The organism is Halobellus ruber, assembly GCF_014212355.1.
GTDB lineage: Archaea > Halobacteriota > Halobacteria > Halobacteriales > Haloferacaceae > Haloquadratum > Haloquadratum rubrum.
Genome location: NZ_JACKXD010000002.1, coordinates 1 through 23835, shown reverse-complemented (window position 1 = coordinate 23835; position 23835 = coordinate 1). Strand labels below are relative to the sequence as shown.

Sequence of the window (23835 nt, the reverse complement as noted above, 5' to 3'; positions counted from 1 at the left end):
AGTATCACTCGAAATCGAGCCGCGTCGCGCCGACGAACCCGTCCCCGACGTCGACATCGAAGCGCGTCTCGCGGACGACGGCGGGGCGGGTTTCGTTCTCGAACACGACGTCTCTCTGTCCCGGGTTTCCGGCCCGGCCGTTCAAATACCTTTCCTCACAGGCCCGCATCGTCCCCGATATTCCGCGGATACGAAGCCCGACCGGGTGACCGTCGACGCCCGCCAGACATGCGACGGCGGCACGCGCCCGCTCCTCGGTCCCGCGGTGGGCCCGGACGATCGCCTCGCCGTCGCCGTCGGCGAGGTCGAACTCGAGCACCGTCAGGTCGGTCTCGGCGCTCCCGACGTCGCCGTAGAGGTCCTGTGCGGCGTACCAGAGGTCCCGCTGGAACGCGTCGCGGTCGAACGCCGCGTCGGGCCAGGTCTCGATCCCGACCGCGAGATACCGCCACCGGGGCCGGAGGTGTTTGGGGAGGTGTTTCACGCCCGGTCACCCGGGGTGTGACCCGATCCGGCGTCCGGGGCGTCGTCGACCGAACGGGGGCCGCCGTCGACGACGCTGACGCGCTCGCTCCCCTCGCCGAACCGCTCGGCCACCAGCACGCCGACCTGGTCGTGGATGCGCTCGACGGCGACCAGGGCGAACCCCTCGTCGGTCAGGGCGTCCGCGAGGGTCCCGACCGTCGCGGGATCGTCGACCGCAGGGTCGTAGAACGGCTCTTCGGGGTCGGGCTCCCCGAAGAACATCACGTCGCCGAGCACGAACCGCCGCGGGTTCAGGTCCGCGATGACCCCGATCGCCTCGCGCTTCTCGTCGTCGGAGAGGTGATGCATCGCGAAGTTCGAGGTCACAACAGCAACCTGGCCGTCGTAGTCGGGGTCGCGGAACCGACCCTCGCCGAACTCGACGTTGTCGAGCCCCGCCTCGGCGGCTTTCGACCGGGCTTCCTCCAACATCCCGGCGCTGATGTCGCGACCGATCACCCGACCCGCCGACGGGGCGAGCGCGATCGCGATCGCGCCGGTCCCGGTCCCGAGGTCGAGCACGACCTCGTCGGCGTCGGGGGCGGCGTGGTCGACCACCAGATCCGCACACGCCAGGTACTCCGCGGAGTCCTGGTCGTCGTCGTACGACCCCGCAGCTTTCGAAAACCGCTCAGCGTGCTCCTCGATCGTCTTCTTCATACCGGCCACGTTCGACGCCGGGGGCAATGAACGACTCGGAGCGCCGCGTGCGGTTCCGTTCGACGAGGTCGCCCCACGCGTCGAGGCCGCGGCGGATCCACTCGTCGCCGAGGCCGATCTCCGCCCCGAGGGCGGCCAGTTCCCGCGGGGCCCGCAGTTGGAGGTGCGACCGTGGAGTTGCGCTCACGACGTAGGGCGCCTCGTAGTGGTCGAGGAGCCGCTTCAGCCGGCGGAGCTTCGCGAGGTGGCGGACGCGGCCGCCGCCGCGACGCCGGAGGGCGGGGCCGAGGTTCACCTCGATCCGGACCCCGTTGTCCGCGGCGGCCTTCGCGAGCACGTGGTTGGCGTCGCCGCCCCGGCCGTCGTCGCCCACGAACGGTCGAGTCAGCACGTCGACGCGGGGCTGCTCGACGGCGAACCGGTTCAGCGCGTCGGTCCCGCCGCGGACGCAGACGACCGTCCGCTCGGTGCGGGCGTTTCCCACCGCGCCGCTCGCGTGCTGTGGGTCGGGGGCGACGACCGCCGCGGCGTCGACGAGGTCGACCGGCACCGACCCCCGGAGCCGCTCGTAGTCGGGGTCGGCGTCGACCGCGCGGACGATCACGCCGTCGTACCCGTACCGGTCGGCCGCCTCCGCGAACCGGGCCGCCGTGCTCTCGCCGTCCGGGCGGGCGTAGACCGCCTCGTACATACCGCGACCGACGGGGTCGGCGCGTATGGCCGTTACGGATCCGCGGGTCGCGGGGGCCCTCGTGGCCGACGGCGGCTACCGTCGGGTCCGCGCGAGGAGGGCCGCGCTCGCGAGTATGGCTGCGACCGCGACAATGACGCCGAAGCCGGGCGTCGAGATCGGCGCCTCGTCGGGCGACCCGCTCGCCCGGTCGTCGCGGAGCGACGCCTCGAACGTCTCGGAGGTGTCGCCCTCGGCCGCCGTCACGGTCACCGACATCCGATCGTGGGTCTCGACCGGCGACAGGTCGACCGTGGCGTTCCACGCCCCGTCGGGGCCGACAGTCGCCGTCGTCGACCGGAGAAACGCCGGTTCCGTGTCGCCGGTCGACCGGAGCAGGATCCGGAGTTCGGTGCCGGGGTCGAGCGCCGTCGTCCCGGCCACCGTCGCGTTCCCGGTCGACGGGACCCGGTCGGTTTCGAGCGCGACGGTGTCGCCGTCAGACTGTGCGGCTGCCGGCGCGAGGCCGGCCGACGCAACGAGCAGCGCCGCGAGGGTGACGGCGGCGAGCCGTCGTGTGGGTGGAATCCACGGTTCGCGATCCGTGTGGTCGGGTGGAGGGCGTCGCGTCATTGCACTCGGATCGACGGGCCCCCCGGGCAAGTAGCCGGGGAATGGTTAAATAGACGCTTGAGCGGTGTACGACGCCGGTGCTGGCACCGCTCAGCCGACCAGCCGCCGCGCCGCGTCCGTCAGCGCGGCGGCGGCGCGGCGGACGTCCGCGACCGCGACGTACTCCCGTTCGGCGTGGGCGACCGCGCCCTCGTCGTCGGCGAGTTCGCCCGGGCCGAACACCACCACCGGCGCAGGCGCGAAGTACGACGCCTCCGTCGCCGCGGTGAACGGGCGGACCGCCCCCGGCCCGCCGGCCCGCTCGGCCGCGGCCGCGAGCGTCCGGACGAGGTCGTGGTCGGCGTCGGTGGCGAACGCCTCCAGGAACGGCGATGGCCGGTCGGTCAGCGAGAACTCGACGCCGAGGTCGGCGGATACCGCCCCGCGGACGGCCGCGATCAGTTCCGAGCGGAACCCCTCGGCCGTCTCCGGGGGCACGCTCCGCCGGTCGAGGACCAGTTCGCACCGCGCGGGGATCTGGTTGGTCGCCTCGCCACCGGTCACGGTCGTCGGGGTCAGCGTCGCCGACCCCAGTTGTGGGTGGGGCTGGCGCCCGTCGTCGAACGTCCGGATCGCGGCGAGGGCATCCTCCAGCCCCGCGACGGCGTTTGCGCCCGACTCGGGTTCGGCGGCGTGGGCGGCAGTCCCCGACAGCGTCAGCGTGCCCTGAAACCGGCCCCTCGCCGCCGGGCAGACGTCGAGGCCGGTCGGCTCGCCGACCACGTACAGGTCGGCGTCGAGGTCGATTGCGGCCGCGCCCGTCGAGAGCACCTCCTCGTCGGGCGTCACCGCGAGCGTGAGCCGGGATTCCTGGGGATCGACCGCGAAGAACGCGGTCAGAAGCGCCGACAGCGGCCCCTTGGCATCGCAGGAGCCGCGGCCCCGGATCCGGTCATCCCCCTTCCGGGAGAACGGCACGTGTGGCGAGACCGTGTCGATGTGGGTGTTGAAGACGAGGTGAGTGGACGCCTGCGAGGGATCGGCCCCCTTCGATGCGAGCGTGTTGCCCGCGTCGTCGACGCGGGCGTCGATCCCGCGGGCCTCGATCGTCCCGACGAGGAGTTCGCGCATCTCCGTGACGTCCTCGTTCGAGGCCACGGGGACGGCCCGCTCCAGGAAGTCGATCGGGTCGAACCCGTCGGCGCCGAGGCCCGAAGTCGGATCGCCGGCCATCTACGGCGACCGCACCACGGTTTCGAGTTCGTCGGCGAACTCCCGTTCGGCGGGACCCGCGAGGGTCGCCGGGCCGTCGTCCGGAACGGTGATCCGGAGGTCGCCGCCGGGCGGGCTGACGGTCACCGCGTCGTGGCCGTCGAGCCGTCCGAGCCGCTTTGCGACCGCCGCGACCGCAACGGCGCCGGTGCCGCAGGAGCGGGTCTCACCCTCGACGCCCCGCTCGTATGTTCGCTGGCGGAACCGCGGAGTAGCGTCGTCGTCGTCGACCCGCGACCCCAGCGTGACGTTTGCGCCCTCCGGGAAGGCGTCGGCGTACCGGACCGCGGGTGCGACGGCGTCGAGGTCGACGGCGTCGACGTCGTCGACCAGCGCGACGGCGTGTGGGACGCCGGTGTTCACCGCGGTCACCGTCAGCCCTTCGACGGCTTCCTCGATCAGTTCGGTGTCGCGGGACAGCGGAACCGCCCGCGGCGCGAACGCCGGGACGCCCATCTCGATGGTGACGTCGTCGCCGTCGATCGTCGCGCGGCGCGTCCCCGCGGGCGTGTCGATCATCAGTTCGGTCGCGCCGGTGCGCTCGGCAGCCCACGCGGCGGCGACGCGTGCGCCGTTGCCGCACATCGCGGCGATCGAACCGTCCGGCTGGACCAGGGTCATCACCACCCGGGGCGGCGAGTAGCGGGGTTCCAGGGAGAGAAAGAGCACGCCGTCGGCGCCGGTTCGCGGCGATCGTTCGTGACTCACGCCGGTCTCGCGGTCGCAGTAGGTGGTTGCGAACGCGGGACGGTCGGGAACCGACTCGGTCGCGTCGACGACAATGAAATCGTTGCCGGTGCCGTGGTACTTCTGGATGGGTACCTGGTGGTGCAGTACCGTCATCGTTCCAGCTCCGTGAGGTCCGGGATGGTCTCGCGTCGCCGGGCGAGCCGGACTGTCGTGCCCGACAGGGCGACCTCGGCGGGTCGCGGCCGGGAGTTGTAGGTGTTCGACATCTCGTATCCGTAGGCGCCCGCGTTCCCGACGGCGAGGATCTCACCCCGCCGGGGGCGCGACAGCGGTCTCTGTTCACATAGTACGTCCGCCGACTCACATATAGGTCCCGCTACGGTGACCGGGGTGGTCTCGCGGCTCCCGGTCGCATCCCCGGCCCCCTCGGCACCGTCTGCGTCGGCCGAGAGGTTCCGGATCGCGTGGTAGGCGTCGTACATCGCGGGGCGGAGCAGCGTGGTCATCCCGGCGTCGACGCCGACCACGGTCGCGTCGCGGGCCCGCTTGACGGTGTTGACCCGGGTCAGCAAGACGCCCGCGTCCGCGACGACGTAGCGCCCCGGCTCGATCGACAGCGTCGCGTCGGTGTCGCCGACGGCCTCCCGCGTCGCCGCCGCGACCGCATCGAGGTCGAGCGGCGGTTCGTCCTCGCGGTAGGGCACGCCGAACCCGCCGCCGACGTCGACGAACTCCAAGCTCCCGGCCCGGGATTCGATCTCCCGGGTGAGGTCGCCCATCCGCGAGACCAGCTCCCGGTGTGCCGGGAGGTCGTCGCCGGAGATCCCGCTGCCGGCGTGGGCGTGGACGCCGACGAGCTCGAACTCGTCGGCCCACCCCGCCGCGAGGTCGGCCACGCGTTCGATCGGGATCCCGAACTTGGCGTCGGCGCCGGTCTGGACCTTCTCGTGGTGGCCCGCGCCCACGCCGGGGTTCGCGCGGACGCAGAGCCGGCCGTCGAACCCCCGCTCGCGGAGCCGGTCGACGGTGTCTGCGGCACCGACGGTGACCGTCAGCCCGGGGTGCTCGCGCCACCGCTCGACCACCCGATCGAGGTCCCGCCCGGGCGGGTTGACCGCGGTGTAGCGGATCCGATCGCCCGCGAAGCCGGCGTCGAACGCGCGTTCGACCTCGCCCGCGGAGGCACACTCCGCGCCCAGCCCCGCCTCCCGTACCGTCCGGAGCACTGCCTGCCCGGCGTGTGCCTTCATCGCGTAGTCGACGTGGGCGTCCGGGAAGGCCTCGCGAATTCGAGCGCAGTTCTCTGTGACCCGGTCGCGGTCGATCACGTACAGCGGCGTGTCGTACTCCGCGGCGAGTTCGAGAAGGTCGTCGGCGTCCCACTCGGCGAGGCGGCGGACCGCCGGCCCGCCGTCGCCGGTCGTCGTCATTCCCGGAGCGCCTCCTCGCGTCGGGTGTTGTCGAGGGTATCGTCCTCGATGTCGAGGGCGACGACCGCGGGCTTGTACGCCCCGGACTCGAAGAGGTCGTGGTCGCTCAACGAGGACTCCACGTACCGGGTGAACGCCCGGCGGTTCGCGGGCAGGTGGCCGTAGATGACCGCCTCGGTCACGAGGTCGTAGACGGGGATTCGCGGCGTGAGCAGCGTGTTCTCGCCGACGACGGTGTTCTCGCCGACGTGGAACCCGGAGGTGACGCGACACCCCGCGCCCAGCGACACGCCGTCCTCGATGATCACGGGCGCGTCCTCGACCGGCTCTAAGACCCCGCCGACCAGGGTGTTCGCGCCCAGCTTGACGTTCTCGCCGAGTTGCGCACACGACCCCACCGTGTCACACGAATCCACGAGGGTACCGTCGCCGACGTGGGCGCCGATGTTGACGAACGACGGCGACATCATGATGCAGTCCGACCCGAGGTACGCGCCGCGGCGGATCGCGGTTCCGTCGGGGGTGTTCCGGGTTCCGCGGCCGCCCAGATCCGTGGTCGACCGCAGCGGCAACACGTCGTAGTAGGAGACGCCGCCGTACTCGCGGGGCTCCGTCTCCCGGAGGCTGAAGTTGAGCAGTATCCCCCGCTTGACCCACTCGTTGACCGCCCAGGCGTCGGGGCCGGTGTCGCCGACCTGCTCGGCCGCCCGGATCTCGCCGGTCTCCAACCCTTCGAGGAACGCGTCCAGCGTCGACTGGACCGCCGACCCCGCCGCGTCCTCGATGTCGTCGTTCTGGTAGCGCTGCCACAAGTTTTCGATGTCGGATTCGAGTGTCATCGTGGGTTCCCCTCGTCGGCTCGGTCCTCACCGTCCGGCTCCAAGACGGCGTCGAAATCGTACCGTCCCGGGTCGCGGCCGGCGAGCCAGGCGGCGGCGTCGAGCGCGCCGGCGGCGAAGATGCTCCGGGAGCCCGCGCGGTGGGTCAGTTCCAGCACCTCGTTGTTGCCCGCAAGCAGGATCTCGTGTTCGCCCGCGATGTCGCCGGCCCGCCGGGCGTGGACGCCGATCTCGTCGCCGGTTCGGGGCTGCTCGCCCTCGCGGCCGTGGACGCGGTCGGCGTCGTCGCCGCGAGCGCCCTCGACGTCGTCGAGGATCGTCAGCGCGGTTCCGGAAGGGGCATCGAGCTTGCCGTTGTGGTGCGTCTCGGTGACCTCGACGTCGTAGCCGTCGAGCGCGGGGACTGTCGCCCGTACCGCCCGCCGGAGCGCCGCTACCCCCCGGGAGAAGTTCGAGGCCTTCAGCAGGGGGACCCGTTCGGCGACGGCATCGAGTGTGGCCCGCCCGTCCTCGCCGTAGCCGGTCGTACCGACGACGACCGCGACCCCGGCGTCGGCGGCCGCCTCCAGGTAATCGACGCTCGATTCGGGCACGGTGAAGTCGACGAGGACGTCGATCTCCCGATCCCGGAGCGCGGCGCCGAGGTCGGCGTCGGCCACGACCGCGTCGGCCGCGCCGGGGGCGTCGCCGCTCGGGACGACCTCGGGCGTCCGGCTCGCCGCGAGCACGAACGCGACGTCGTCGCGGTCGGTGGCGGCGTCGACGAGTTCACCGCCCATCCGGCCGCTGGCGCCCGTGATCGCCACGCGGAGCCCGGCCATCACGCCGCCTCCGTCGTCTCGGCGTCCGGCTCCGAGGCCTCCAGGTCGGCGAGGATCCGTTCGAGCTCCGCGCGGGGCTCCGCCGAGAGCTCCGTCAGCGGCGACCGGAGCGTCTCGGGGCCGTGGCCGCGGATCGCCATCGCGGCCTTCACCGGGATGGGGTTTGTCTCGACGAACAGCTGGCGGAACAGCGGCGACAGCTCGAAGTGGAGTTCGCGGGCGCGGTCGAGGTCGCCTTCGACGGCGGCGTCGACGAGTTCGACGGTCCGCTCGGGCTCGACGTTGCCGGCGACGGAGATCACGCCGCGGCCGCCGAGCGAACAGACCGGCAGCGTGAGCGCGTCGTCGCCGGACAGCACCGCGAAGTCCTCGTCGCGGGTGTGCTCGATGACCTCGGAGATCTGTGCGATATCGCCGCTGGCGGCCTTGTACGCCCGGACGTTCTCGTGGGTCGCGAGCTCGGCGACCGTCTCGGGCTCGACGTTCTGTCCCGTTCGGCTCGGGACGTTGTAGACGATCTGCGGGAGGTCGACCGCGTCGGCGACCGCCCGGAAGTGCTCGGAGAGGCCCGCCTGCTCGGGCTTGTTGTAGTACGGGGAGATCAGAAGCAAGGCGTCGGCGCCGGCGCCGGCGGCCCGTCGGGAGAGGTCGACCGCTTCGTGGGTGGAGTTCGATCCCGAGCCCGCGATCACGGGCACGTCGTCGACGGCCTCGACGACCGTCTCGACGACCTCGATGTGTTCGTCGTGGGTGAGCGTCGCGCTCTCGCCCGTCGAGCCCGCGGGGACGAGCCCCGCGACGCCGGCGTCTTCGAGGCGTTGGGCGTCGTCGGCGAGGGTTTCGTGATCGATGCGTCCGTCGGATGCGAACGGCGTGGTCATCGCGGGGAACACGCCGGTGAAGTCGATTTCCGTCATTGTGTTGTATGCTGTGACCCCGTCTATAGGGTCTGTCGGTCGAGTGTCGGTGCGCGCCCGCCGGGGGTCGCCACGGACGGGGATGCCACTCCCGCCCGGAGCGTCAGGGCGCGCGTTTTTTCCCGTCGAAAAGAGCGCCACGCGTCGCTGACGAGGGGATCTGTCCCGTCGCGGACGGCGTAGCGTGTGTCACATCTCCGCCATCGGTACCCGGAATCATATACGTTTCGCAACCGCGTCGGTACCGACAGTCGCGGTCGGCGCGCCCGACGTGGGACCGGACATTCATGTAGGAAGCCGCCCCCAGTGAGTGTATGACGGAGATCCACCCGAGCCAGCGCGTGGCGATGCTCGCCGACGCGCAGAACCTGTATCACACCGCGCAGAGCCTCTACTCTCGGAACATCGACTACTCCGCGCTCTTGGAGAAGGGCGTGTCGGGCCGGGAGCTTACCCGGGCGATCGCGTACGTCGTCCGTGCGGACTCCCCCGAGGAGGAGAGCTTCTTCGAGGCCTTAATCGACATCGGCTTCGAGCCGAAAATCAAGGAGATCAAGACGTTCGGCGACGGCTCGAAGAAGGCCGACTGGGACGTGGGGATGAGCCTCGACGCGGTGACGCTCGCCAACCACGTCGACACGGTGGTGCTCTGCACCGGCGACGGCGACTTCTCGCGGCTGTGTTCGCACCTCCGCCACGAGGGCGTCCGCGTGGAGGTGATGGCGTTCGAGGAGTCGACCGCCGACGAACTGATCGAGGCCGCCGACACGTTTCTGGACCTCTCCGAACGTCAGGAGACGTTCCTGCTGTAGCTCGGGGAGTCGCCCCGGTTACAGTTCGACGTCCGAAACGGACTCGACGTCGAACCGGGTGATGTCGGGGTCCCCGGCGAGCAGGTCCGGCAGCGCCGCCTCGAACTCCTCGAAGTGGTCGGACTCGACGTGCGCCTCCATCGCCGCCGCGTCCTCGTACTGCTCGAAGAACCGGAGGAGGTTGCCGGCCCCGACGTCGGTCGCCGCCCGGTAGTTGATCACGCCCGGTTCCTCGTTCGACGCCTCGACCATCGTCTCGGCGAGGTCCAACGCCTCGTCGAGTTTGTCGGGGTTGATCGGGAACACAGCGTGAAGTACGATCATCGTCCACGGTGGACATCGACGGCTGGCCACAAAACGTCTGATGTCCCGGAAGGCGACGCCGTTACTGCCCCGGCGGGCTGGCCGGTGTACTCCAGCGGCCGGCGTCGAACCGCGGTGCTCTTACCCCCCGGATCGGTATGAGAGGTATGACTGAGTCCGCCGCCGAGACGACCGTCGACGACCTCCGGACGGTCGCCGACTACCAGTTCGGCGCCGGCGCGGGGGCAGCGCTGTTTCCGCCCGAGGCAGACGGCGAGTTGACCCTCCACCGCTCGACCGGCGGCCGGCCGCGGCAGGTGGTCGCCCCCGAAGGACGGATCGTGTCCTACGGCACCGACGGACGGTTCACGCTCGGACTCGAAGGCGGCCGACGGCTGCTTGCGGCCTTCGACCCGCCGACCGCCCGGGTCGTCGTCGGCGATGAGAGCGCGCCGTTCGTCCGCGACGGCAAGAACGCCTTCGCGAAGTTCGTCCGCGAGGCCGACCCCGCGATCCGGCCGGGCGACGAGGTGGCTGTGGTGCTCGGCGACGACACGCTGCTCGCGGTCGGGCGCGCCGAACTCTCCGCGGACGCGATGGCCGACTTCGACGCCGGCGCCGCGGTCTACGTCCGCGAGGGCAACGACGCCGAGGCGGGCCCGTGAGCGGTCACAGCCCCAGCGCGGTCAGCAGCGGCACGCCGCTTGCGAGCGCGCCGAGGAGGTAGCCGCCGATCGCGCCGCCGTTCAGGAGCGGGAGCCCCGCGTGGGCCCGCCCCTTCAGCACCATCCACAGGAGCGTGAACAGCCCCGCGAACGTGCCTATCATCGCGGTCAGGGCGGGAAGCGTCAGGGCCGGGAGCCCGGGCACGCCGAGCGACGGTGTCAGCGACGACGGAAGGAAGAAGGCCGCACTGGCGACCAACACGGTCGGGATCACGGCGTCGCCGAGCCCGATGAAGAGGGCGTCGCGGATCTCCCCCGCCGGTTCGGCGGCGTCGCCGTCCGGCGACTGTGTGTCGTCGCCGTCGAGTGACTGATCGTCGTCGGGTGATGGCTCGTCAGCACCGTCCGCACTACTGCCGTCGCCGCCATCGGCGTCGCCGTCGCCGCCATCGGTCTCCGCCCCGTCGTTTCCGGACCCCACGTCGGGCGCGGAATCACGAAGCGAGTAGGAGAGCGTCGTCGGAACCACGAGCACGACCGGGAGGTTCAGGTCCATCACGCCGGCCGCCAGGTCGAGCATATGCTCGGTGCCGTACACGGAGATCGCGTCGTAGACGGCGAGCACGGCGAGCAACAAAAGCGCCGGCAGCAGGCCGAAACTGATCCCGAACAGCCCGGCCGCGCCCGCACCCATCAGCACCCCGGCGGTGTCGATGACGTACCACTCCGGGTAGACGAGGAGCGCCGCGGCGACGGCGACCGAGGCCCCGATCGCGGGAAGCGGCGGCAGGAAAACGGAGAAGACGTACCACGACAGCGACGCGGTCGCGAGCACGACGAACCCGCGGACGACCCACTGGAGGTCGAACTTGAACGCCGCGAGCATCGCCGCCGTTGCGACGAGAATCGCGCCGATGTAAATCAGGCTGTTGGTGGGATCCGAGGGGTCCTCGACCGTCTGGTAGCCCTCGGCGTAGAAGGTCGGAACGAGCGCCAACGCGCCCAACTGTATCAGGAGAAACAGTAACGCGGCGAACCCGACGCCAGCGGCGACGCGTCTTCGCATACCCGGGCGTTACGACCCGCACACTATGGGGGTTGTGTTTCGGGAGCGTGTGGTCCGCCGTTCGCGCTCGTCCACCCTCGGGCCGCATCGCGCTGCCGCGCTACTTCGCGTAGAGCCGGTCGCCCACGAGCGAGGCGGCCCGGACGCCCTCGGCGGGGGTAACCGCGACGTACGGGCGGCTTACGGGGCCGAACACGTCGACGACGCGGCCGACCCGCGACAGCGACTCGTCGACCGCGGTTGCGCCGATATCGGGGCGGTCGGAGTCGTCGCACCGGACGATGAGGAGGTTCTGCGCCGTTCGCGAGACCGTCCCGAGCCGTTGCATCGTTAGCCTCGAAGGATCCCGACATAGGCGGCGACCGCCTGCACGAGGTCGTTCTTCGTCGAATCTTCCGCGCCCTGGACCAGCACGCGTCCCCGGGGCTCCCACTCCCGCGGGTGGATCATCTCCCGTTCGATGACCGCGTCGTAGCCGATCTGCTGGACGGCCTGTGCGATCTCGTCGACCGTCGGCTCCTCGACGGCGTCCTCGAGTGGGACCCGTCGGCCGTCGCCCCGGGAGACCGAGGCGTCGATGTAGCGGGGCCAGACGACGTTCTCCACAGCCATAGTCGAACGACGGCAGCGCGCGCGTAATACCGTTGTGGTCCGGCGGTCCGTTCGGTCCAGCCGCGGGGGACGCTCCGGCAGTGCTTTTTACGGTAGCCGCGGGGCGGCGACGGGCGGCGCGGCCCCGATTCCCCGTGTCCGGAGGCTGTACAAGTAGCGCACACGTATCCAGGGAGTACGTCAGGTACCGACGAGGTTACATTATGCCGGGGAAACCGACAGCGGGAGACGGGACGTCGACACGATCAGAGGACCCGACACCGACGTTCGACCGACGCGGGCTCCTCCGGAGCATCGACGTCGGTGCCGGAGTCACGGCGCTCGGTCTCGGAACCGCAGCGGCGCAGACGACGGTAACCGGCGGCGGCGACGCGCTCCAGGCTGCGATCGACGACGCCGAGTCGGGAGATACGATCGTCGTGGACGACTCGGAGACGTACGATCCGATCGTGATCGACGCCGGCATCACGATCGAAACCGACGCCGACCCGACAATCGAGGGCGACGGCGGAACCGGGGCCGCGGTCAGCATCGAGGCGGACGGCGTGACCGTCGAGGGGTTCACCGTCACGAACCCCGACGGACCGCTCGGGATCAAGGTCGGTCGGGGCCACGACGACGCAGCGATCGCGGACAACACCACAGAGGACGTCGGGCCCACCGGGAAACTCGGCGTGACCGGGATCATCGTCGGTCAGGGCGACCACGACGACATCTCGATCACGAACAACGAGATCACGGATCTGGACCGGGAGACGACCGACGATTCGGGGTTTCCGACGGTCAACGGGATCCTCTTCGACGCCGACAACAGCGATCCCGGCACGCTCACGAACACGACGGTCAACAACAACACGATCCACGACGTCGAGAGCGACATCGCGCCGCTCGGGATCGTCGTCCAACACGAGACCGACGGCGTCGACATCAACAACAACGAGATCAGGGACCTCGTCGCGGCCGACGACACCGACTCGGATCCGGACGACGGCGTCGACTTCGGGTTCACGTTCGCCCAGGGGATCAACATCGCGTCGCCGGAAACCGAGGACACGGTCGTCAACCACAACGTGATCGAGGACATCACGAGCGAGGAGACGATCCTCCCGGAGGCCGTGAAGATCGACGGCGACGGCGGCGGCCTGACCGTCCGGGCCAACCAGTTCCTCGTCGCGGTCGGGGTGATACTGTCGGCCATAGTCCCGTGACGGATTTCGACACTCCGGGGTGTCGAAAATCTTCACGTAGTTATAGCCAACAGTATGAACAACCGGAACGGGACCGACGACGGGATCGCCGGAGGGGTCCCGGCTCCCGTCGTCGACGCGGAGAACAACTGGTGGGGAAGCGCCGAGGGTCCCGAGAGAGAAGTTCAATCAGGACGCCGACGACGACGAGCGCAGCGACATCGTGGGCAACGTCACCGCCGAGCCGTTCCTCCGGACCCCGCCGGGAAAGAAGGACAGGGGCGGCGGCAACGGTAACAACGGGAACGGCAACAACTGATCGTCCGGACCGCCGCCCACCGGGGCCGCGGCACTGACGACCGGTCGGAACGATCGCCGACGTGAGCATCGGCGCGGGCCGTGGGACTTTATCCGCTCGCACCACAGAAGCAGGTATGGATCCCGATCTCTCGCAGCTCGCCGACCACCTCGACGACGCCGGCGTCGACGGCTACCTCGTCGACGCCGACGGCACGGACTCCACCCAGCGGTACCTCTCGGGGTTCGACGCCCCGGACCCGTTTTCGACCGTTTACACCCCTGAGACGACTGCGATCCTCGTCTCGGCGCTGGAGTTCGGCCGCGCGAAAACCGCCAGCCGCGCGGACGACGTCTCGCGGCTGGCCGACTACGACTACCGCGAGTTGGTGTCGGAACACGGCGCCGCGGCGGCGAAAGCCCGCGTCGTCGCGGCGTGGCTCGACGATCTCGGCGTCGAACGCGTTGCCACCCCCGACCGGTTCCCGCTCGGCCCCGCCGACCGGCTCCGCGAGCGCGGCCTCGGAATCACCCCCGACGCCGACGACGTCGTGACCGAGATCCGCGCGCGGAAGACCCCCGAGGAGGTCGACAACGTCCGCGAGGCACAGCGGGCCAACGAGGCGGCGATGCGAGCGACCGAGACACTCCTCCGGGAGGCCGACGTCGGCGAGACGGACAACGACGGCGCGGTACTCCGCCACGACGGCGAGGTACTGACCAGCGAGCGGGTCAAAGTCGAGATCGAGTCGACGTTGCTCGAACACGGTTGCGGACTCGACGAGACGATCGTGGCCTGCGGGACCGACGCCGCTGATCCCCACAACCGCGGCAGCGGACCGCTCCGCCCCGACGAACCGATCATCGTCGACATCTTCCCGCGGTCGAAGACGACCGGCTACCACGCGGATATGACTCGGACGTTCTGCAAGGGCGAACCCGACGGAACCCTCGTCGAGTGGTTCGATCGCACCGACGCGGCGCGGGAGGCCGCACTCGACGCCGTCGTACCCGGCGCGACCGGCGCGGCCGTCCACGACGCCGTCTGTGACGTCTACGAGAACGCCGGGCTGCCGACGCTCCGGTCGGACCCGACGACGGAGACAGGGTTCATCCACTCGACCGGCCACGGCGTCGGCCTCGACGTCCACGAACTACCGCGGGTCGCTCCGGACGGCGACGAACTCCGGCCCGGACACGTCATCACCATCGAACCCGGGCTCTACGACCCGTCGGTGGGCGGCGTCCGGATCGAGGACTTAGTGGTGGTCACCGAGGACGGCTACGAGAATCTGACCGACTATCCGGTCGAACTTCAGGTGTGACCGCCGGCGCGGTGTCGGGCGTCGCGCCGGTCGGGAGTTTCCGATCGAGGGGACGCCTTTCCCGGCGGCGACCTACCCGGGCGACTCGCCCGCGCTCCCGGTGCTGGCCGGGGGCGTGTGTTTCGCGTTCCGGTACGATTCAAGCAGCGGCTCGAGCGCCTCCGCGGCCGACGGCGTGAGGACGCCCGCCTCGCGGCGGACGACGTAGTCGTCCTCAAGGAGGAACGCGTAGATCGTCTGCTCGCCCACCATTCCCAGTCGGCGGCGGAACGCCGCCTTGTCGACCGAGACGCGGACGGTGTTGTCGTGCTGTCGCCGCGTGGCGCTCGTCCGGGATAGCCCGCCGTTGGCGGTCGGCGGCATTATCCCGGACCTCCCGCCTACGACGAGTTCGTAGTACGCGAAGTGATCGAACTGGTCGGATAGCTCCTCCGCGAACTGCCGCCAGGAGCCCACCAGGGAGCGCTGCCGGTGGTGGAAGCTGACGATTAAAAGCGTCTGTTCGCCGTCGAGGTCGTCGGGCAACCTGAGACGGGCACCGTGCGCGTCCCGTCCGGGGACGGTTGGAAACTTCATACGTATCGTGTGTTCGATCGGAAGGCGAACACGCGCGCGACACTCCCTCCCTCCCCCACGCCCGTCGTTTCGGGACCGTGTCCCCCGCGTTTCGGCCTGTGAGTTGACCTTCAGTTGCCTCCGTTTCCGAGGGCTTCTCCGTCCGTAGTTAAACGCTGGCACCGTATTATTAGAATCGATAACTGGTCGTGGGTGTCCCCGTCGTCGCCGGCGGGAACCCGCCGGTCGCGGCATCGAACCCCTTTTGCTTCCGGCGGCGCGTATTCGATGTCAATGGAAGCACTCGTCGTGGGGTCGGGCGCGATGGGACGGTGGGCGGGGCGGACGCTCGCGCCGGCGTTCGACGTCGCCTTCGCCGACCGGGACCCGGCCGCCGCGAGCGACGCCGCCGACGCGGTGGGCGGCCGGACGGTCGCGGTCGACTCCCCGGAGACGTTCGGGGCGGTGTGTCTGGCGGTCCCGATCAGCGCGGCCGGGGAGGCGGTCGCCGCCCACGCGGACCGTGCCTCCCGAGCGATGTTCGACGTGACCGGGGTGATGGCCGGGCCCGTGGCGGCGATGCGCGAGCACCTGCCGGACCGCGAACGGGTGAGCCTCCACCCGCTTTTCGCCCCAGAGAACGCCCCCGGGAACGTCGCGGTCGTCCGCGACGCCCCGGGACCGGTGACCGACGAGGTGCTCGAGGCGGTCGACGCCGCCGGAAACCGCACCTTCGAGACCGACCCCGAGGAACACGACACCGCGATGGAGACCGTCCAGGCCGGCGCCCACACCGCAATCTTAGCGTACGCGCTGGCGGCGGCGGACGTCCGCGAGGAGTTCGCGACGCCGGTCTCGCGGGGGCTGTCGGAGCTCGTGGAGACCGTCACCGGCGGCACCCCGCAGGTGTACCGGGAGATACAGGAGTCCTTCGAGGGTGCCGACGCAGTGGCCGACGCCGCACGCCGGGTCGCCGACGCCGACGGCGACGCGTTCGAGCGGCTCTACGAGGAGGCCGGCGCAGGCGCCGACCGGACTCGGACGCGGGACGACGGGAGCGCCGACGGCGCCGGCGAGCCGGAGGGAGCCGCCGAGTGATCGACCGCGAGGCCGTCCGCGACACCGCGAAGTACCTGCGGCAGGTCCGCCCGATAGACCCCGAGGAGCTCGTCGACTACGTCGGCGGCAGCCCCCACCCGGCGGTCGTCCGCGAGGTCCTCCGGGAGGAGTCCTTCGACCTCGGGCTCCGGGAGCGGGCGGACGGCACGTTCGTCCCAGTCGACGACGAGCCCGCGCCACAGCCCAGCTGGGAGCCCGACTCGTTCCCCGAATCCTACGCGTTCGCCGTCGAGGACCTCCTCGTCGAACGCCACGGCGCAAACTGGCACCGCGGCGAGAGCGGCGACCGCCTGCGCGAGACGATCACCCGGCTCAAGGCGGACTACTACCGCCGGAACGACGTCGAGTACGACGCCGAGACCGCCCTGGCGTACGCGACCTATCACCTCCCGAACTACTATGCCGCGATCGGCTACGTCCTCGACGACCTCGCTGAGGGGGGTCGAGTTCCGCGGACGCTCCGGGTGCTCGACGTCGGCGCGGGCGTCGGCGGTCCGGCGCTCGGGCTTCACGACTACCTCCCCGACGATGCGGTCGTCGACTACCACGCGGTCGAGCCCTCCGCCGCCGCCGACGTGCTCGACCGGCTGCTGGGCGAGACCGGCCGGAACTTCCGGCCGACGACCCACCGCGAGACCGCCGAGTCGTTCGACCCCGAGACTGTCACCGACGGCGAGGGCGGCTTCGACCTCGTCCTCTTCGCGAACGTCCTGAGCGAACTCGACGACCCCGAGGCGGTCGCGGCCCGATACCTCGACAGCGTCGCCGCCGACGGCTCGTTCGTGGCGCTCGCGCCCGCCGACCGCAACACCAGCATCGGGCTCAGGGAGGTCGAGCGCGCGCTTGCGACCCCCGACGCCGGCGTCGCGGTTTACGCGCCGACGCTGCGGCTCTGGCCCGGCGCGGCGCCGACCGACCGCGGGTGGTCGTTCGACCGCCGCCCCGACGTCGCGGCGCCGGCGTTTCAGCGCCGACTGGACGAGGGCGGCGACCCCGACCCCGAGACCGACCGGACCCCCGGCGACGGCACGTTCACGAACGAGACGGTCAAGTTCTCGTATACGATCCTCCGCCCCGACGGCGAGCGGCGGACCCCGGTCCGTGCGAACCCCGACCGCCACGCGAAGATGGCGGAGATGGAGCGGCACGTCACCAACCGGATCGACCTGCTGGCGGTGAAGCTGAGCCGCGATCTGACCGACGACGCCGACGCCAACCCCCTGTTCCGGGTCGGCGACGGGAGTCAGGCGGTCGATCACTACGCGGTCTCGACGGCGGACGACCCGCTGAACCGGGCGCTGCTCGAAGCGGACTACGGCGACGTGCTGGGCTTCGAGAACGCCCTCTGTCTGTGGAACGACGACGAGGGGGCGTACAACCTGGTGGTCGACCGCGAGACGGTCGTCGAGCGGGTGGCATAAGGGAGTCGTTGTCGTAGCGAATCTTCTTCCGCGGATCGAGGCAAGCAACTACTGTACCGAGGGCGTCATAGAAGACTTCGCGCACTACACAGGAATCAGTCAACACAGACGAACGCTGTATCATATCAGTTTGTCATCTACTCAGGATCTGTCAGGAACTGCCTGCTGAATAGAGAGGGTGGGTGCTGCAGGGACGTTTCTCATCTCCTGGGTACGTCCCTGTAGCATAGCAAGAGATCAGTCGGCCGCGTCGTCTCTCCGGAGTTCCTCGGTCCGAAGTTCCGCATAAGCGTGCCATGTCCGGGGCCGGAACGCCAATCCGATAGCTCCGAGGAGTGTGATGCCGACAGCGACCGTTACCACGGTTCCAGGTAACATCCCAATCGCGGCACTCCGGGGCCAGTTCGTAGTTCCGAACGCCGTTATCCGGACGACCCATGCCGCATTCAGTATCGCGAACAGCGGGAGGTAGATACGGCGGAGTCGGTGTGCGACCGCCTCTTCGGTGGTGATCTTTACCGTCGGCTCCCGATAGTCGTCTGCTAACCGAGCTCGCCAGTCGGAATCCGTCGGCCCCGAGCCATCCAGTCCGGCCGCCCAGACCTCCTTCTGAAGAGTCCGAACGCGGGTTCGCCAGATATCGTACGCTCGGTAGCGGCGTGCCTCGATCGTGAGGAACGTCGCCAGCACGACGTTGCCGATTAGCAGGAGATAGTGGGGATTGCCTTCGGTGGAGAACGCCCACGTCAGGACGGCCGCCAGCACGATCACTGCCCAGTTGGTCGTTCGGTCGAGCCGCTCGCGCCAGAACTTCATCCGGTGGATCTCACCACGGTACAGGTGTGCCATCGCCGAACTGGGTCCCATCTCGGTATCCAGCAACCCCTGACCGATGGCTGGGTCCGGTCGCTCCGCTGTGCCCGCCTCGGGATTTGCAGCCGGGATGTCACCATCGTCGGCGGATGCCTCCTCTCGGGGCGTGCCAGTGCTGCTGGTCGGCATCCGCCTACACCAGCAGCTGGATGTCGGCCTCGACCATCTCACTCAGCGCAGAGGCGGCGCCCACGCCGGTCGTCACACCGTCGTAGAACGCGTCTTCGTCGTACTCCATCATGTCCGCGGTCATCTGGCAGGCCTGCAGGTCCGCGCCCATCTCCAGACACGTGTCGACGAGGTCTTCGATTGTGGGCGTCCCAACGTCGTCGATGCTGCGGCGCATCATTGTCGTCGTGAGCCGATCCATCCCGGGGAGCGCCGCCAAGGCGTTCGGCATCGGTGTGTTCGGGTTCCCGACCGAGGAGAGCTGGAGTTCCTTCGAGCGCTCCTCGTGGAGAATCTCCAGCCCCCAGAACGTGTGGAAGACCGTCACCTCCCAGCCGAACGCGGCCGCGGTCGACGCCAGGATGAGCGGCGGGTACGCCATGTCCAGCGTGCCCTTCGTTGCGATGATGGTCATCCGCTTCGGCCCATCGTCGGTCGCGGCCTCGAGATCGGCTTCTAGGTCATCGATACGCTCGTGCAGCGTCTCGACTCGGTCGACCAGCTCCGCCTCCGTGCGGTCGGTGGCAGTGTTACCCCCCGCCTCGGAACCGGTCGGACCGCCGTCCATCTCTGAGCTCATGCGGTCTTCCGGACGACGTGTCGGTAGACGTCGCCCTCGTCGACCTGGTCCAGCAGTTCGACGCCCTCGGTGGTGTCCGCCCAGCCAGCAAGGTCGCTCAGGCTCCCGGCGTCCGTAGCGAGCACCTCCAGCGTCTCGCCGGCAGCGAGCGTGTCGATGGTCTGCTTGGTCTTCACGACCGGCATCGGGCAGGAGAGCCCCTTCGCGTCCAGTGTTTCGGTGATCTCGTGGTCTGTCATAGTAGCACCCGTATTGGGCTTGTTATGCAATCTTGCTTTCTATGTGAAAAGCTATTCGGTCGGGAGGCACTCGATTCAGGATTCACGCCGACACCTTGTACCGCTCAACAACCCCATCGCTGCTCCAGAGGGCTCAAAAGTGCATCCCGGATCATATGGAATCCAAGAGGATTGCACGACAGTTGCAAAGAATTTTGTACTCCGAGTGCAAAACTCCTGCCGATGACGACGGCAATCGACACGACGGCCGATATCATAGCTCCCGAGCGACTCCGCGAGCGCATCGAAGCCGGAGAATCGATCGGGCTTCTGGACGTTCGGGCCCCGGATACGGCCGAGGAGTGGCGGATCAACGGTGATTCTATCGAGTACCTGAACGTGCCGTATTACGAGCTACTGGACGGTGTGCCCGAGTCCGTCCTGGCGGACCTCCCCGAGGGCCCGCTGGTGGTCGTCTGTGCGAAAGGCGAGTCCAGCGAGCTGATCGTCGAGCAACTGGCCGACGCGGGCGTCGACGCGGTCAGCCTGGACCGCGGGATGCGCGGCTGGGCGGACCTCTACGATTACAGCGAACTCGCTGTCGACACGGACGCGACCGTCGCGCAGTATCATCGGCCGTCGAGTGGCTGTCTCGGTTATCTCGTCGTGGCCGGTGACGAGGCCGTTGTAGTCGACCCGCTCCTGGCATTCGTCGACACGTACGAGCAGGACGCCCGCGCGCTCGGCGCGGAACTGGTCGCGGCCGTCGACACGCACATCCACGCCGACCACATCTCCGGTGTCCGGGAACTCTCCGCACGCGGCAGCGAGGGGATGCTCCCGGAGCCTGCAGTGGCTCGTGGCACGACGTTCGATCCGGATCGGACACTCGCAAACGGGGATGCGATCATCGTCGGTGAGACGATGATCGAGGTACTCTATACGCCCGGCCACACTTCCGGGATGACCTCGCTGCTGGTCGACGGCAGGGTGCTGTTGACCGGCGATGGCCTGTTCGTCGACAGCGTCGCCCGTCCGGACCTCGAAGACGGTGACGACGGTGCTCCCGGGGCGGCCCGGCAGCTGTACGAGACGCTACAGGAGCTTCTGGAACTGGACGACGATGTCGTCATAGCACCTGCCCACGCGAGCGACGGCACGCCCCGGTGCGCGGACGGGACGTACACGGCCACGCTCGGGACCGTCCGGGAGCGGCTGCCCATCCTCGAGGCTGCCCGAGAGACTTTCGTCGACCGCGTGCTCGCGGACATGCCGCCTCGCCCGGCCAATTACGAGACCATCATCGACACCAATCTCGGTCGTGCCGACACCGACCGGACGGAGGCACTGACGATGGAACTCGGGCCGAACAACTGTGCTGCCAGCGCGGGCGGGCTGGAGGCCGACGACTGATGGTCGGGCTCGAGGGCGTCCTGTTGCAGGCCGGCCCACTCGTCGAGACCTTTCCGTGGCTGGCTGCGTTCTTCCCCGAGGGCGTCGTCTCGTACGCGCTCGGCGGCCTGTTCATCGGGCTGGGCGTCGCGGTCATCTATCTCGGGACGGGGATCACCGCCGGGGCGTCGACGTTCCTGGAGACGACGCTGTCGTACACTTCCCGGCTGCCGCGGTTCAACCGCCGCAAGTACCTCGCCTCGCGGGACTGGCGGCTCACGTTCACGCTCGGCATCGTTCTCGGTGCAGCGGCCTACGCCCTGACGATCGGCCCCGGTGGCTGGACCACCGCGGTCCAGCCGTGGCGGCTGCTTGTCGGCGGCGTCCTCGTCGGGGTCGGCACCCGCGTCGGGAAGGGCTGCACGTCGGGCCACGGGGTCTGTGGCGTCGGCTCGCTCTCGGGGACGAGCGTCACCAACGTCGCGACCTTCCTGGTTGTCGCCGCCGGGACCGCACAGGTCGTTATGGCGCTGGGGGTGGTCCCGTGAGCGACGAGACCGGGCCAGATGGCCGCGGGGCTCGGTTCCACGGGCTCATCCTGATCGGCGGGCTGCTGTTCGGCTTCGGCCTCGGCGTGAGCCGGATGGCCCGGCCGGAGGTGGTGCTCGACTTCCTCCAGTTCCAGGATTTCGGGCTGCTGTTCGTGATGGGCGGCGCCGCGGCCGTCTCGGCCGTGACGTTCACGCTCGGCGCGGACGTGCTCCGCGGGACGGCACCGCTGACTGGCCGGGCCTACGGCCGGCGCGTGAAGCAGCTCGACCGGAACGTCCTCGTCGGCGGCGCCATCTTCGGCGTCGGCTGGGGGCTCTCCGGTATCTGTCCCGGCGCGGCGTACGCCAGCCTCGGGGTCGGTAACTGGCCGATTCTCTGGGCCATCGGTGGGATGTTCCTCGGTGCATACGCGCAGGGGTACGCCCGCTCCGTGCTCGCCGACCGACGCGGAGCGGAGGGGATTCCCGGTGCGGACTGACGTCCCCGGTTCGGCTGCTGCCGGTGTCTGGCTCCCACGTCCACCACGGACAGTCTCTTGTCCCGGCGGTGAGTACACATAATTATGCCTGACGCGATGGCGGAACTACTCCAGGAGGAGATGCAGTGTGAGAACCTCCTAGACTGCTTCCACGGGCTTTCCGATCTGGACAAGGAGGTGTTCCGGCTGCTCGTCGAGGCCGACGAGCCCATAACCGTCGACGAGGTCGCTGCCGAGATCGACCGCGAGCGGACGACTGCCTATCGTTCTGTGCGGCGCCTCCAGGAGGCCGATATCGTGGAGCGAGAACAGGTCAGTCAGGAGGGCGGGAGCTACTATCACGTCTTCTCTCCTCGCGATGCTGACGAGATCGCCGACGCGATGCAGCGGACGCTCAACGATTTCTACGCGAAGATGGGTCAGCTCATCGGTGAATTCCGCGAGAAGTACACTACGGTCGATGAGCAGGGAGGAGACACCGATGCGTCCGCGGCGCCAGTCGATATGCAGCAATCTCGTTGATATCGTTGGTGTCCTTGATGACCGATGCGGGCTTTCTATGCAGCACACTCGGACGATACTACCGTTTCCATAGGATGAGGATAGGTTTAGGTGTCTCATCACGACCAACCGGGAACCGAGTGGGCGGAACGGCACCGCAGAGCACTAACTACCCGACACACTCACGAAGATGTTCTCACGGATCGGCAATTCGAACTTCTTCTGGAGGCCTGCTCGGAACTTCCGGAACCGCACGACTTCGAGGCCCAATTCATTTGTCTCACCGCAGGCCGACTTGGGATGCGAGCAGGCGAAATCGCACATCTTCAGACGACCTGGATAAACTGGGATCGGCGCACGATTCGAATTCCACAATATGAACCGTGCCAGTGTGGATACTGCCACCGGCAGGCCAGACAGGAAGCCGAACACAACGAAGACCTGTCTCTAGCAGATGCCGCCACGTCCCGATGGCATCCAAAGACCGTCGCGTCCGCGCGACTCATCCCGTTTGACCTCTCGCTCCGGCTGGAGCTGTGTTTCGAACGCTTCTCCGCTCGATACGATGAGTTCCCCCGCTCACGATCAACCGTCAATAGACGGCCGCAAGCTGCCGCAAATGAAGCTGGAATCGAGGGTCACGTTTATCTACACTGTCTGCGGGCGACGGCAGCTAGCTATCACGCGTACAAAGGTGTGTCCCCCGTACCGTTACAGGCACTAATGGGTTAGAGCGATTTGGCGACCGCGCAGAAGTATATCCGTATCTCGGGGACCGCAACTGCTGATGCGCTGCGCCGAGTCCATCATCGATAGACACACCTCAATTACTCTTCTGGAATGGCGTGCCCGATACAGAGCGTGAGTCCATCGACGGGAAAATGGGCGAAAAATTTAGTTTTTGGTAGATATACTCAGGAGTATGTCCGATTTCACCGAACCAGCGGTCGGAAATAGAGAGGAGGCACCGACATACCAGTTCCTCGATAATCTGGCCTACGTCGTCGTCACCGGCGACCAGACCGATGGCCGTCGGTCCGTGGTCGAGATGCATCAGCCGGGGGGCCACAAGACACCGATGCACGTTCACGAAGATACGGACGAAACGCTGCACGTGCTGGAGGGCGGCATAACCACGCACATAGGCGAAACGGTCGCGTTAACTTTGGCATCGATTCCACCAGACAGCGAGGGCTTGGAGCCAGGATTCTGCTGTCGTCGGCTCCACGTGACTGAACGTATTTGAAAATGAAGAGGTTCGTCGTTTTACTTCTC

Annotated in this window: 29 protein-coding genes and 1 pseudogene; 11 read left to right on the top strand and 19 right to left on the bottom strand. The window is 68.8% G+C overall.

All coding sequences use genetic code 11. From position 1 onward, the window contains the following. Window positions 1-4: 4 nt before the first annotated feature. From H5V44_RS05135 to dapA, 10 genes are all read right to left on the bottom strand, one after another. Complete coding sequence (locus tag H5V44_RS05135; RefSeq protein WP_185192068.1) at window positions 5-484, bottom strand: Rpp14/Pop5 family protein; 480 nt, start codon at window positions 482-484, stop codon at window positions 5-7. Beyond that, window positions 481-1185, bottom strand: coding sequence for a class I SAM-dependent methyltransferase (locus H5V44_RS05130; protein WP_185192067.1), 705 nt, complete (start codon window positions 1183-1185; stop codon window positions 481-483). Before H5V44_RS05130 ends, H5V44_RS05135 begins: the two co-directional genes overlap by 4 nt. Next, window positions 1157-1876: an RNase P subunit p30 family protein gene (locus H5V44_RS05125; RefSeq protein WP_185192066.1), complete on the bottom strand. Its 720-nt coding sequence runs from the start codon at window positions 1874-1876 to the stop codon at window positions 1157-1159. The genes H5V44_RS05130 and H5V44_RS05125 overlap by 29 nt, the downstream gene beginning before the upstream one ends. Before the next feature lie 75 nt (window positions 1877-1951). Further along, window positions 1952-2488, bottom strand: coding sequence for a BGTF surface domain-containing protein (locus H5V44_RS05120; RefSeq protein WP_185192065.1), 537 nt, complete (start codon window positions 2486-2488; stop codon window positions 1952-1954). A gap of 90 nt (window positions 2489-2578) precedes the next feature. Beyond that, a complete protein-coding gene (locus tag H5V44_RS05115) occupies window positions 2579-3700 on the bottom strand; it encodes a M20 family metallopeptidase (RefSeq protein ID WP_185192064.1) in 1122 nt (373 codons plus the stop codon). Next, window positions 3701-4582, bottom strand: coding sequence for a diaminopimelate epimerase (gene dapF, locus H5V44_RS05110; protein ID WP_185192063.1), 882 nt, complete (start codon window positions 4580-4582; stop codon window positions 3701-3703). It lies immediately after the preceding gene. Beyond that, window positions 4579-5859, bottom strand: coding sequence for a diaminopimelate decarboxylase (gene lysA / locus H5V44_RS05105; RefSeq protein WP_185192062.1), 1281 nt, complete (start codon window positions 5857-5859; stop codon window positions 4579-4581). The genes dapF and lysA overlap by 4 nt, the downstream gene beginning before the upstream one ends. Next, the gene (locus H5V44_RS05100; protein ID WP_185192061.1) at window positions 5856-6698 is read right to left on the bottom strand and encodes a 2,3,4,5-tetrahydropyridine-2,6-dicarboxylate N-succinyltransferase; all 843 of its coding nucleotides are present in this window, start codon (window positions 6696-6698) and stop codon (window positions 5856-5858) included. Before H5V44_RS05100 ends, lysA begins: the two co-directional genes overlap by 4 nt. Next, window positions 6695-7519, bottom strand: coding sequence for a 4-hydroxy-tetrahydrodipicolinate reductase (gene dapB, locus H5V44_RS05095; RefSeq protein ID WP_185192060.1), 825 nt, complete (start codon window positions 7517-7519; stop codon window positions 6695-6697). Before dapB ends, H5V44_RS05100 begins: the two co-directional genes overlap by 4 nt. Next, on the bottom strand, window positions 7519-8436 hold the full coding sequence (gene dapA / locus H5V44_RS05090; RefSeq protein ID WP_185192059.1) for a 4-hydroxy-tetrahydrodipicolinate synthase: 918 nt from the start codon (window positions 8434-8436) through the stop codon (window positions 7519-7521). The genes dapB and dapA overlap by 1 nt, the downstream gene beginning before the upstream one ends. Before the next feature lie 314 nt (window positions 8437-8750). Between dapA and H5V44_RS05085 the strand changes: the two genes are divergently transcribed. Next, window positions 8751-9248 (top strand): LabA-like NYN domain-containing protein, encoded by a 498-nt coding sequence (locus tag H5V44_RS05085; protein WP_185192058.1) that lies wholly within the window; start codon window positions 8751-8753, stop codon window positions 9246-9248. 18 nt (window positions 9249-9266) lie between these two features. Here the strand turns inward: H5V44_RS05085 and H5V44_RS05080 are convergent, their stop codons facing one another. Next, window positions 9267-9572, bottom strand: coding sequence for a putative quinol monooxygenase (locus tag H5V44_RS05080; protein ID WP_185192057.1), 306 nt, complete (start codon window positions 9570-9572; stop codon window positions 9267-9269). Window positions 9573-9718: 146 nt separating this feature from the next. Between H5V44_RS05080 and H5V44_RS05075 the strand changes: the two genes are divergently transcribed. Next, window positions 9719-10216 carry a PUA domain-containing protein gene (locus tag H5V44_RS05075; protein WP_185192056.1) on the top strand — a complete coding sequence of 166 codons (498 nt, stop codon included), beginning with the start codon at window positions 9719-9721 and terminating at the stop codon, window positions 10214-10216. A 4-nt stretch (window positions 10217-10220) separates the two neighbouring features. Here the strand turns inward: H5V44_RS05075 and H5V44_RS05070 are convergent, their stop codons facing one another. The 3 genes from H5V44_RS05070 to srp19 form a co-directional block, all read right to left on the bottom strand. Continuing rightward, complete coding sequence (locus H5V44_RS05070; RefSeq protein ID WP_185192055.1) at window positions 10221-11282, bottom strand: presenilin family intramembrane aspartyl protease PSH; 1062 nt, start codon at window positions 11280-11282, stop codon at window positions 10221-10223. A gap of 100 nt (window positions 11283-11382) precedes the next feature. Next, window positions 11383-11610, bottom strand: coding sequence for an H/ACA ribonucleoprotein complex subunit GAR1 (locus H5V44_RS05065; protein WP_185192054.1), 228 nt, complete (start codon window positions 11608-11610; stop codon window positions 11383-11385). Window positions 11611-11612: 2 nt separating this feature from the next. Then, the gene (srp19, locus tag H5V44_RS05060; protein WP_185192053.1) at window positions 11613-11894 is read right to left on the bottom strand and encodes a signal recognition particle subunit SRP19; all 282 of its coding nucleotides are present in this window, start codon (window positions 11892-11894) and stop codon (window positions 11613-11615) included. Between the two features lie 203 nt (window positions 11895-12097). On the opposite strand from srp19, the gene H5V44_RS05055 reads away from it, so the two are divergent. Then, window positions 12098-13102 carry a right-handed parallel beta-helix repeat-containing protein gene (locus tag H5V44_RS05055; protein WP_185192052.1) on the top strand — a complete coding sequence of 335 codons (1005 nt, stop codon included), beginning with the start codon at window positions 12098-12100 and terminating at the stop codon, window positions 13100-13102. A 413-nt stretch (window positions 13103-13515) separates the two neighbouring features. Further along, window positions 13516-14703 (top strand): M24 family metallopeptidase, encoded by a 1188-nt coding sequence (locus H5V44_RS05050; protein ID WP_185192051.1) that lies wholly within the window; start codon window positions 13516-13518, stop codon window positions 14701-14703. A gap of 72 nt (window positions 14704-14775) precedes the next feature. On the opposite strand, the gene H5V44_RS05045 is transcribed toward H5V44_RS05050, so the two are convergent. Next, window positions 14776-15279 carry a hypothetical protein gene (locus H5V44_RS05045; RefSeq protein ID WP_185192050.1) on the bottom strand — a complete coding sequence of 168 codons (504 nt, stop codon included), beginning with the start codon at window positions 15277-15279 and terminating at the stop codon, window positions 14776-14778. A gap of 273 nt (window positions 15280-15552) precedes the next feature. On the opposite strand from H5V44_RS05045, the gene H5V44_RS05040 reads away from it, so the two are divergent. Both H5V44_RS05040 and H5V44_RS05035 read left to right on the top strand, forming a co-directional pair. Further along, on the top strand, window positions 15553-16356 hold the full coding sequence (locus H5V44_RS05040; RefSeq protein ID WP_185192049.1) for a prephenate dehydrogenase/arogenate dehydrogenase family protein: 804 nt from the start codon (window positions 15553-15555) through the stop codon (window positions 16354-16356). Next, window positions 16353-17798, top strand: a complete 1446-nt coding sequence (locus H5V44_RS05035) for a methyltransferase (RefSeq protein WP_185192048.1) — start codon at window positions 16353-16355, stop codon at window positions 17796-17798. The genes H5V44_RS05040 and H5V44_RS05035 overlap by 4 nt, the downstream gene beginning before the upstream one ends. 237 nt (window positions 17799-18035) lie before the next feature. Here the strand turns inward: H5V44_RS05035 and H5V44_RS05030 are convergent, their stop codons facing one another. From H5V44_RS05030 to H5V44_RS05020, 3 genes are read right to left on the bottom strand one after another with little or no spacing between them, the layout of a single operon-like run. Further along, window positions 18036-18800, bottom strand: a complete 765-nt coding sequence (locus H5V44_RS05030; RefSeq protein ID WP_185192047.1) for a DUF2270 domain-containing protein — start codon at window positions 18798-18800, stop codon at window positions 18036-18038. Window positions 18801-18804: 4 nt separating this feature from the next. Next, window positions 18805-19419 (bottom strand): DsrE/DsrF/DrsH-like family protein, encoded by a 615-nt coding sequence (locus H5V44_RS05025; protein WP_394354503.1) that lies wholly within the window; start codon window positions 19417-19419, stop codon window positions 18805-18807. Next, a complete protein-coding gene (locus H5V44_RS05020) occupies window positions 19416-19658 on the bottom strand; it encodes a sulfurtransferase TusA family protein (protein ID WP_185192046.1) in 243 nt (80 codons plus the stop codon). Before H5V44_RS05020 ends, H5V44_RS05025 begins: the two co-directional genes overlap by 4 nt. Before the next feature lie 222 nt (window positions 19659-19880). Between H5V44_RS05020 and H5V44_RS05015 the strand changes: the two genes are divergently transcribed. From H5V44_RS05015 to H5V44_RS18075, 5 genes are all read left to right on the top strand, one after another. Then, window positions 19881-21050 (top strand): MBL fold metallo-hydrolase, encoded by a 1170-nt coding sequence (locus tag H5V44_RS05015; RefSeq protein ID WP_185192045.1) that lies wholly within the window; start codon window positions 19881-19883, stop codon window positions 21048-21050. Continuing rightward, window positions 21050-21577, top strand: a complete 528-nt coding sequence (locus tag H5V44_RS05010) for a YeeE/YedE family protein (RefSeq protein ID WP_185192044.1) — start codon at window positions 21050-21052, stop codon at window positions 21575-21577. Before H5V44_RS05015 ends, H5V44_RS05010 begins: the two co-directional genes overlap by 1 nt. Next, a complete protein-coding gene (locus H5V44_RS05005; RefSeq protein WP_343067685.1) occupies window positions 21574-22059 on the top strand; it encodes a YeeE/YedE family protein in 486 nt (161 codons plus the stop codon). Before H5V44_RS05010 ends, H5V44_RS05005 begins: the two co-directional genes overlap by 4 nt. Window positions 22060-22143: 84 nt before the next feature. Next, window positions 22144-22581, top strand: coding sequence for a helix-turn-helix domain-containing protein (locus H5V44_RS05000; RefSeq protein ID WP_185192043.1), 438 nt, complete (start codon window positions 22144-22146; stop codon window positions 22579-22581). Between the two features lie 90 nt (window positions 22582-22671). Further along, complete coding sequence (locus tag H5V44_RS18075) at window positions 22672-23292, top strand: tyrosine-type recombinase/integrase (RefSeq protein ID WP_221625597.1); 621 nt, start codon at window positions 22672-22674, stop codon at window positions 23290-23292. A 427-nt stretch (window positions 23293-23719) separates the two neighbouring features. Here the strand turns inward: H5V44_RS18075 and H5V44_RS04990 are convergent. After that, window positions 23720-23835 (bottom strand): annotated as a pseudogene (locus H5V44_RS04990) (IS6 family transposase); the annotation flags it as partial.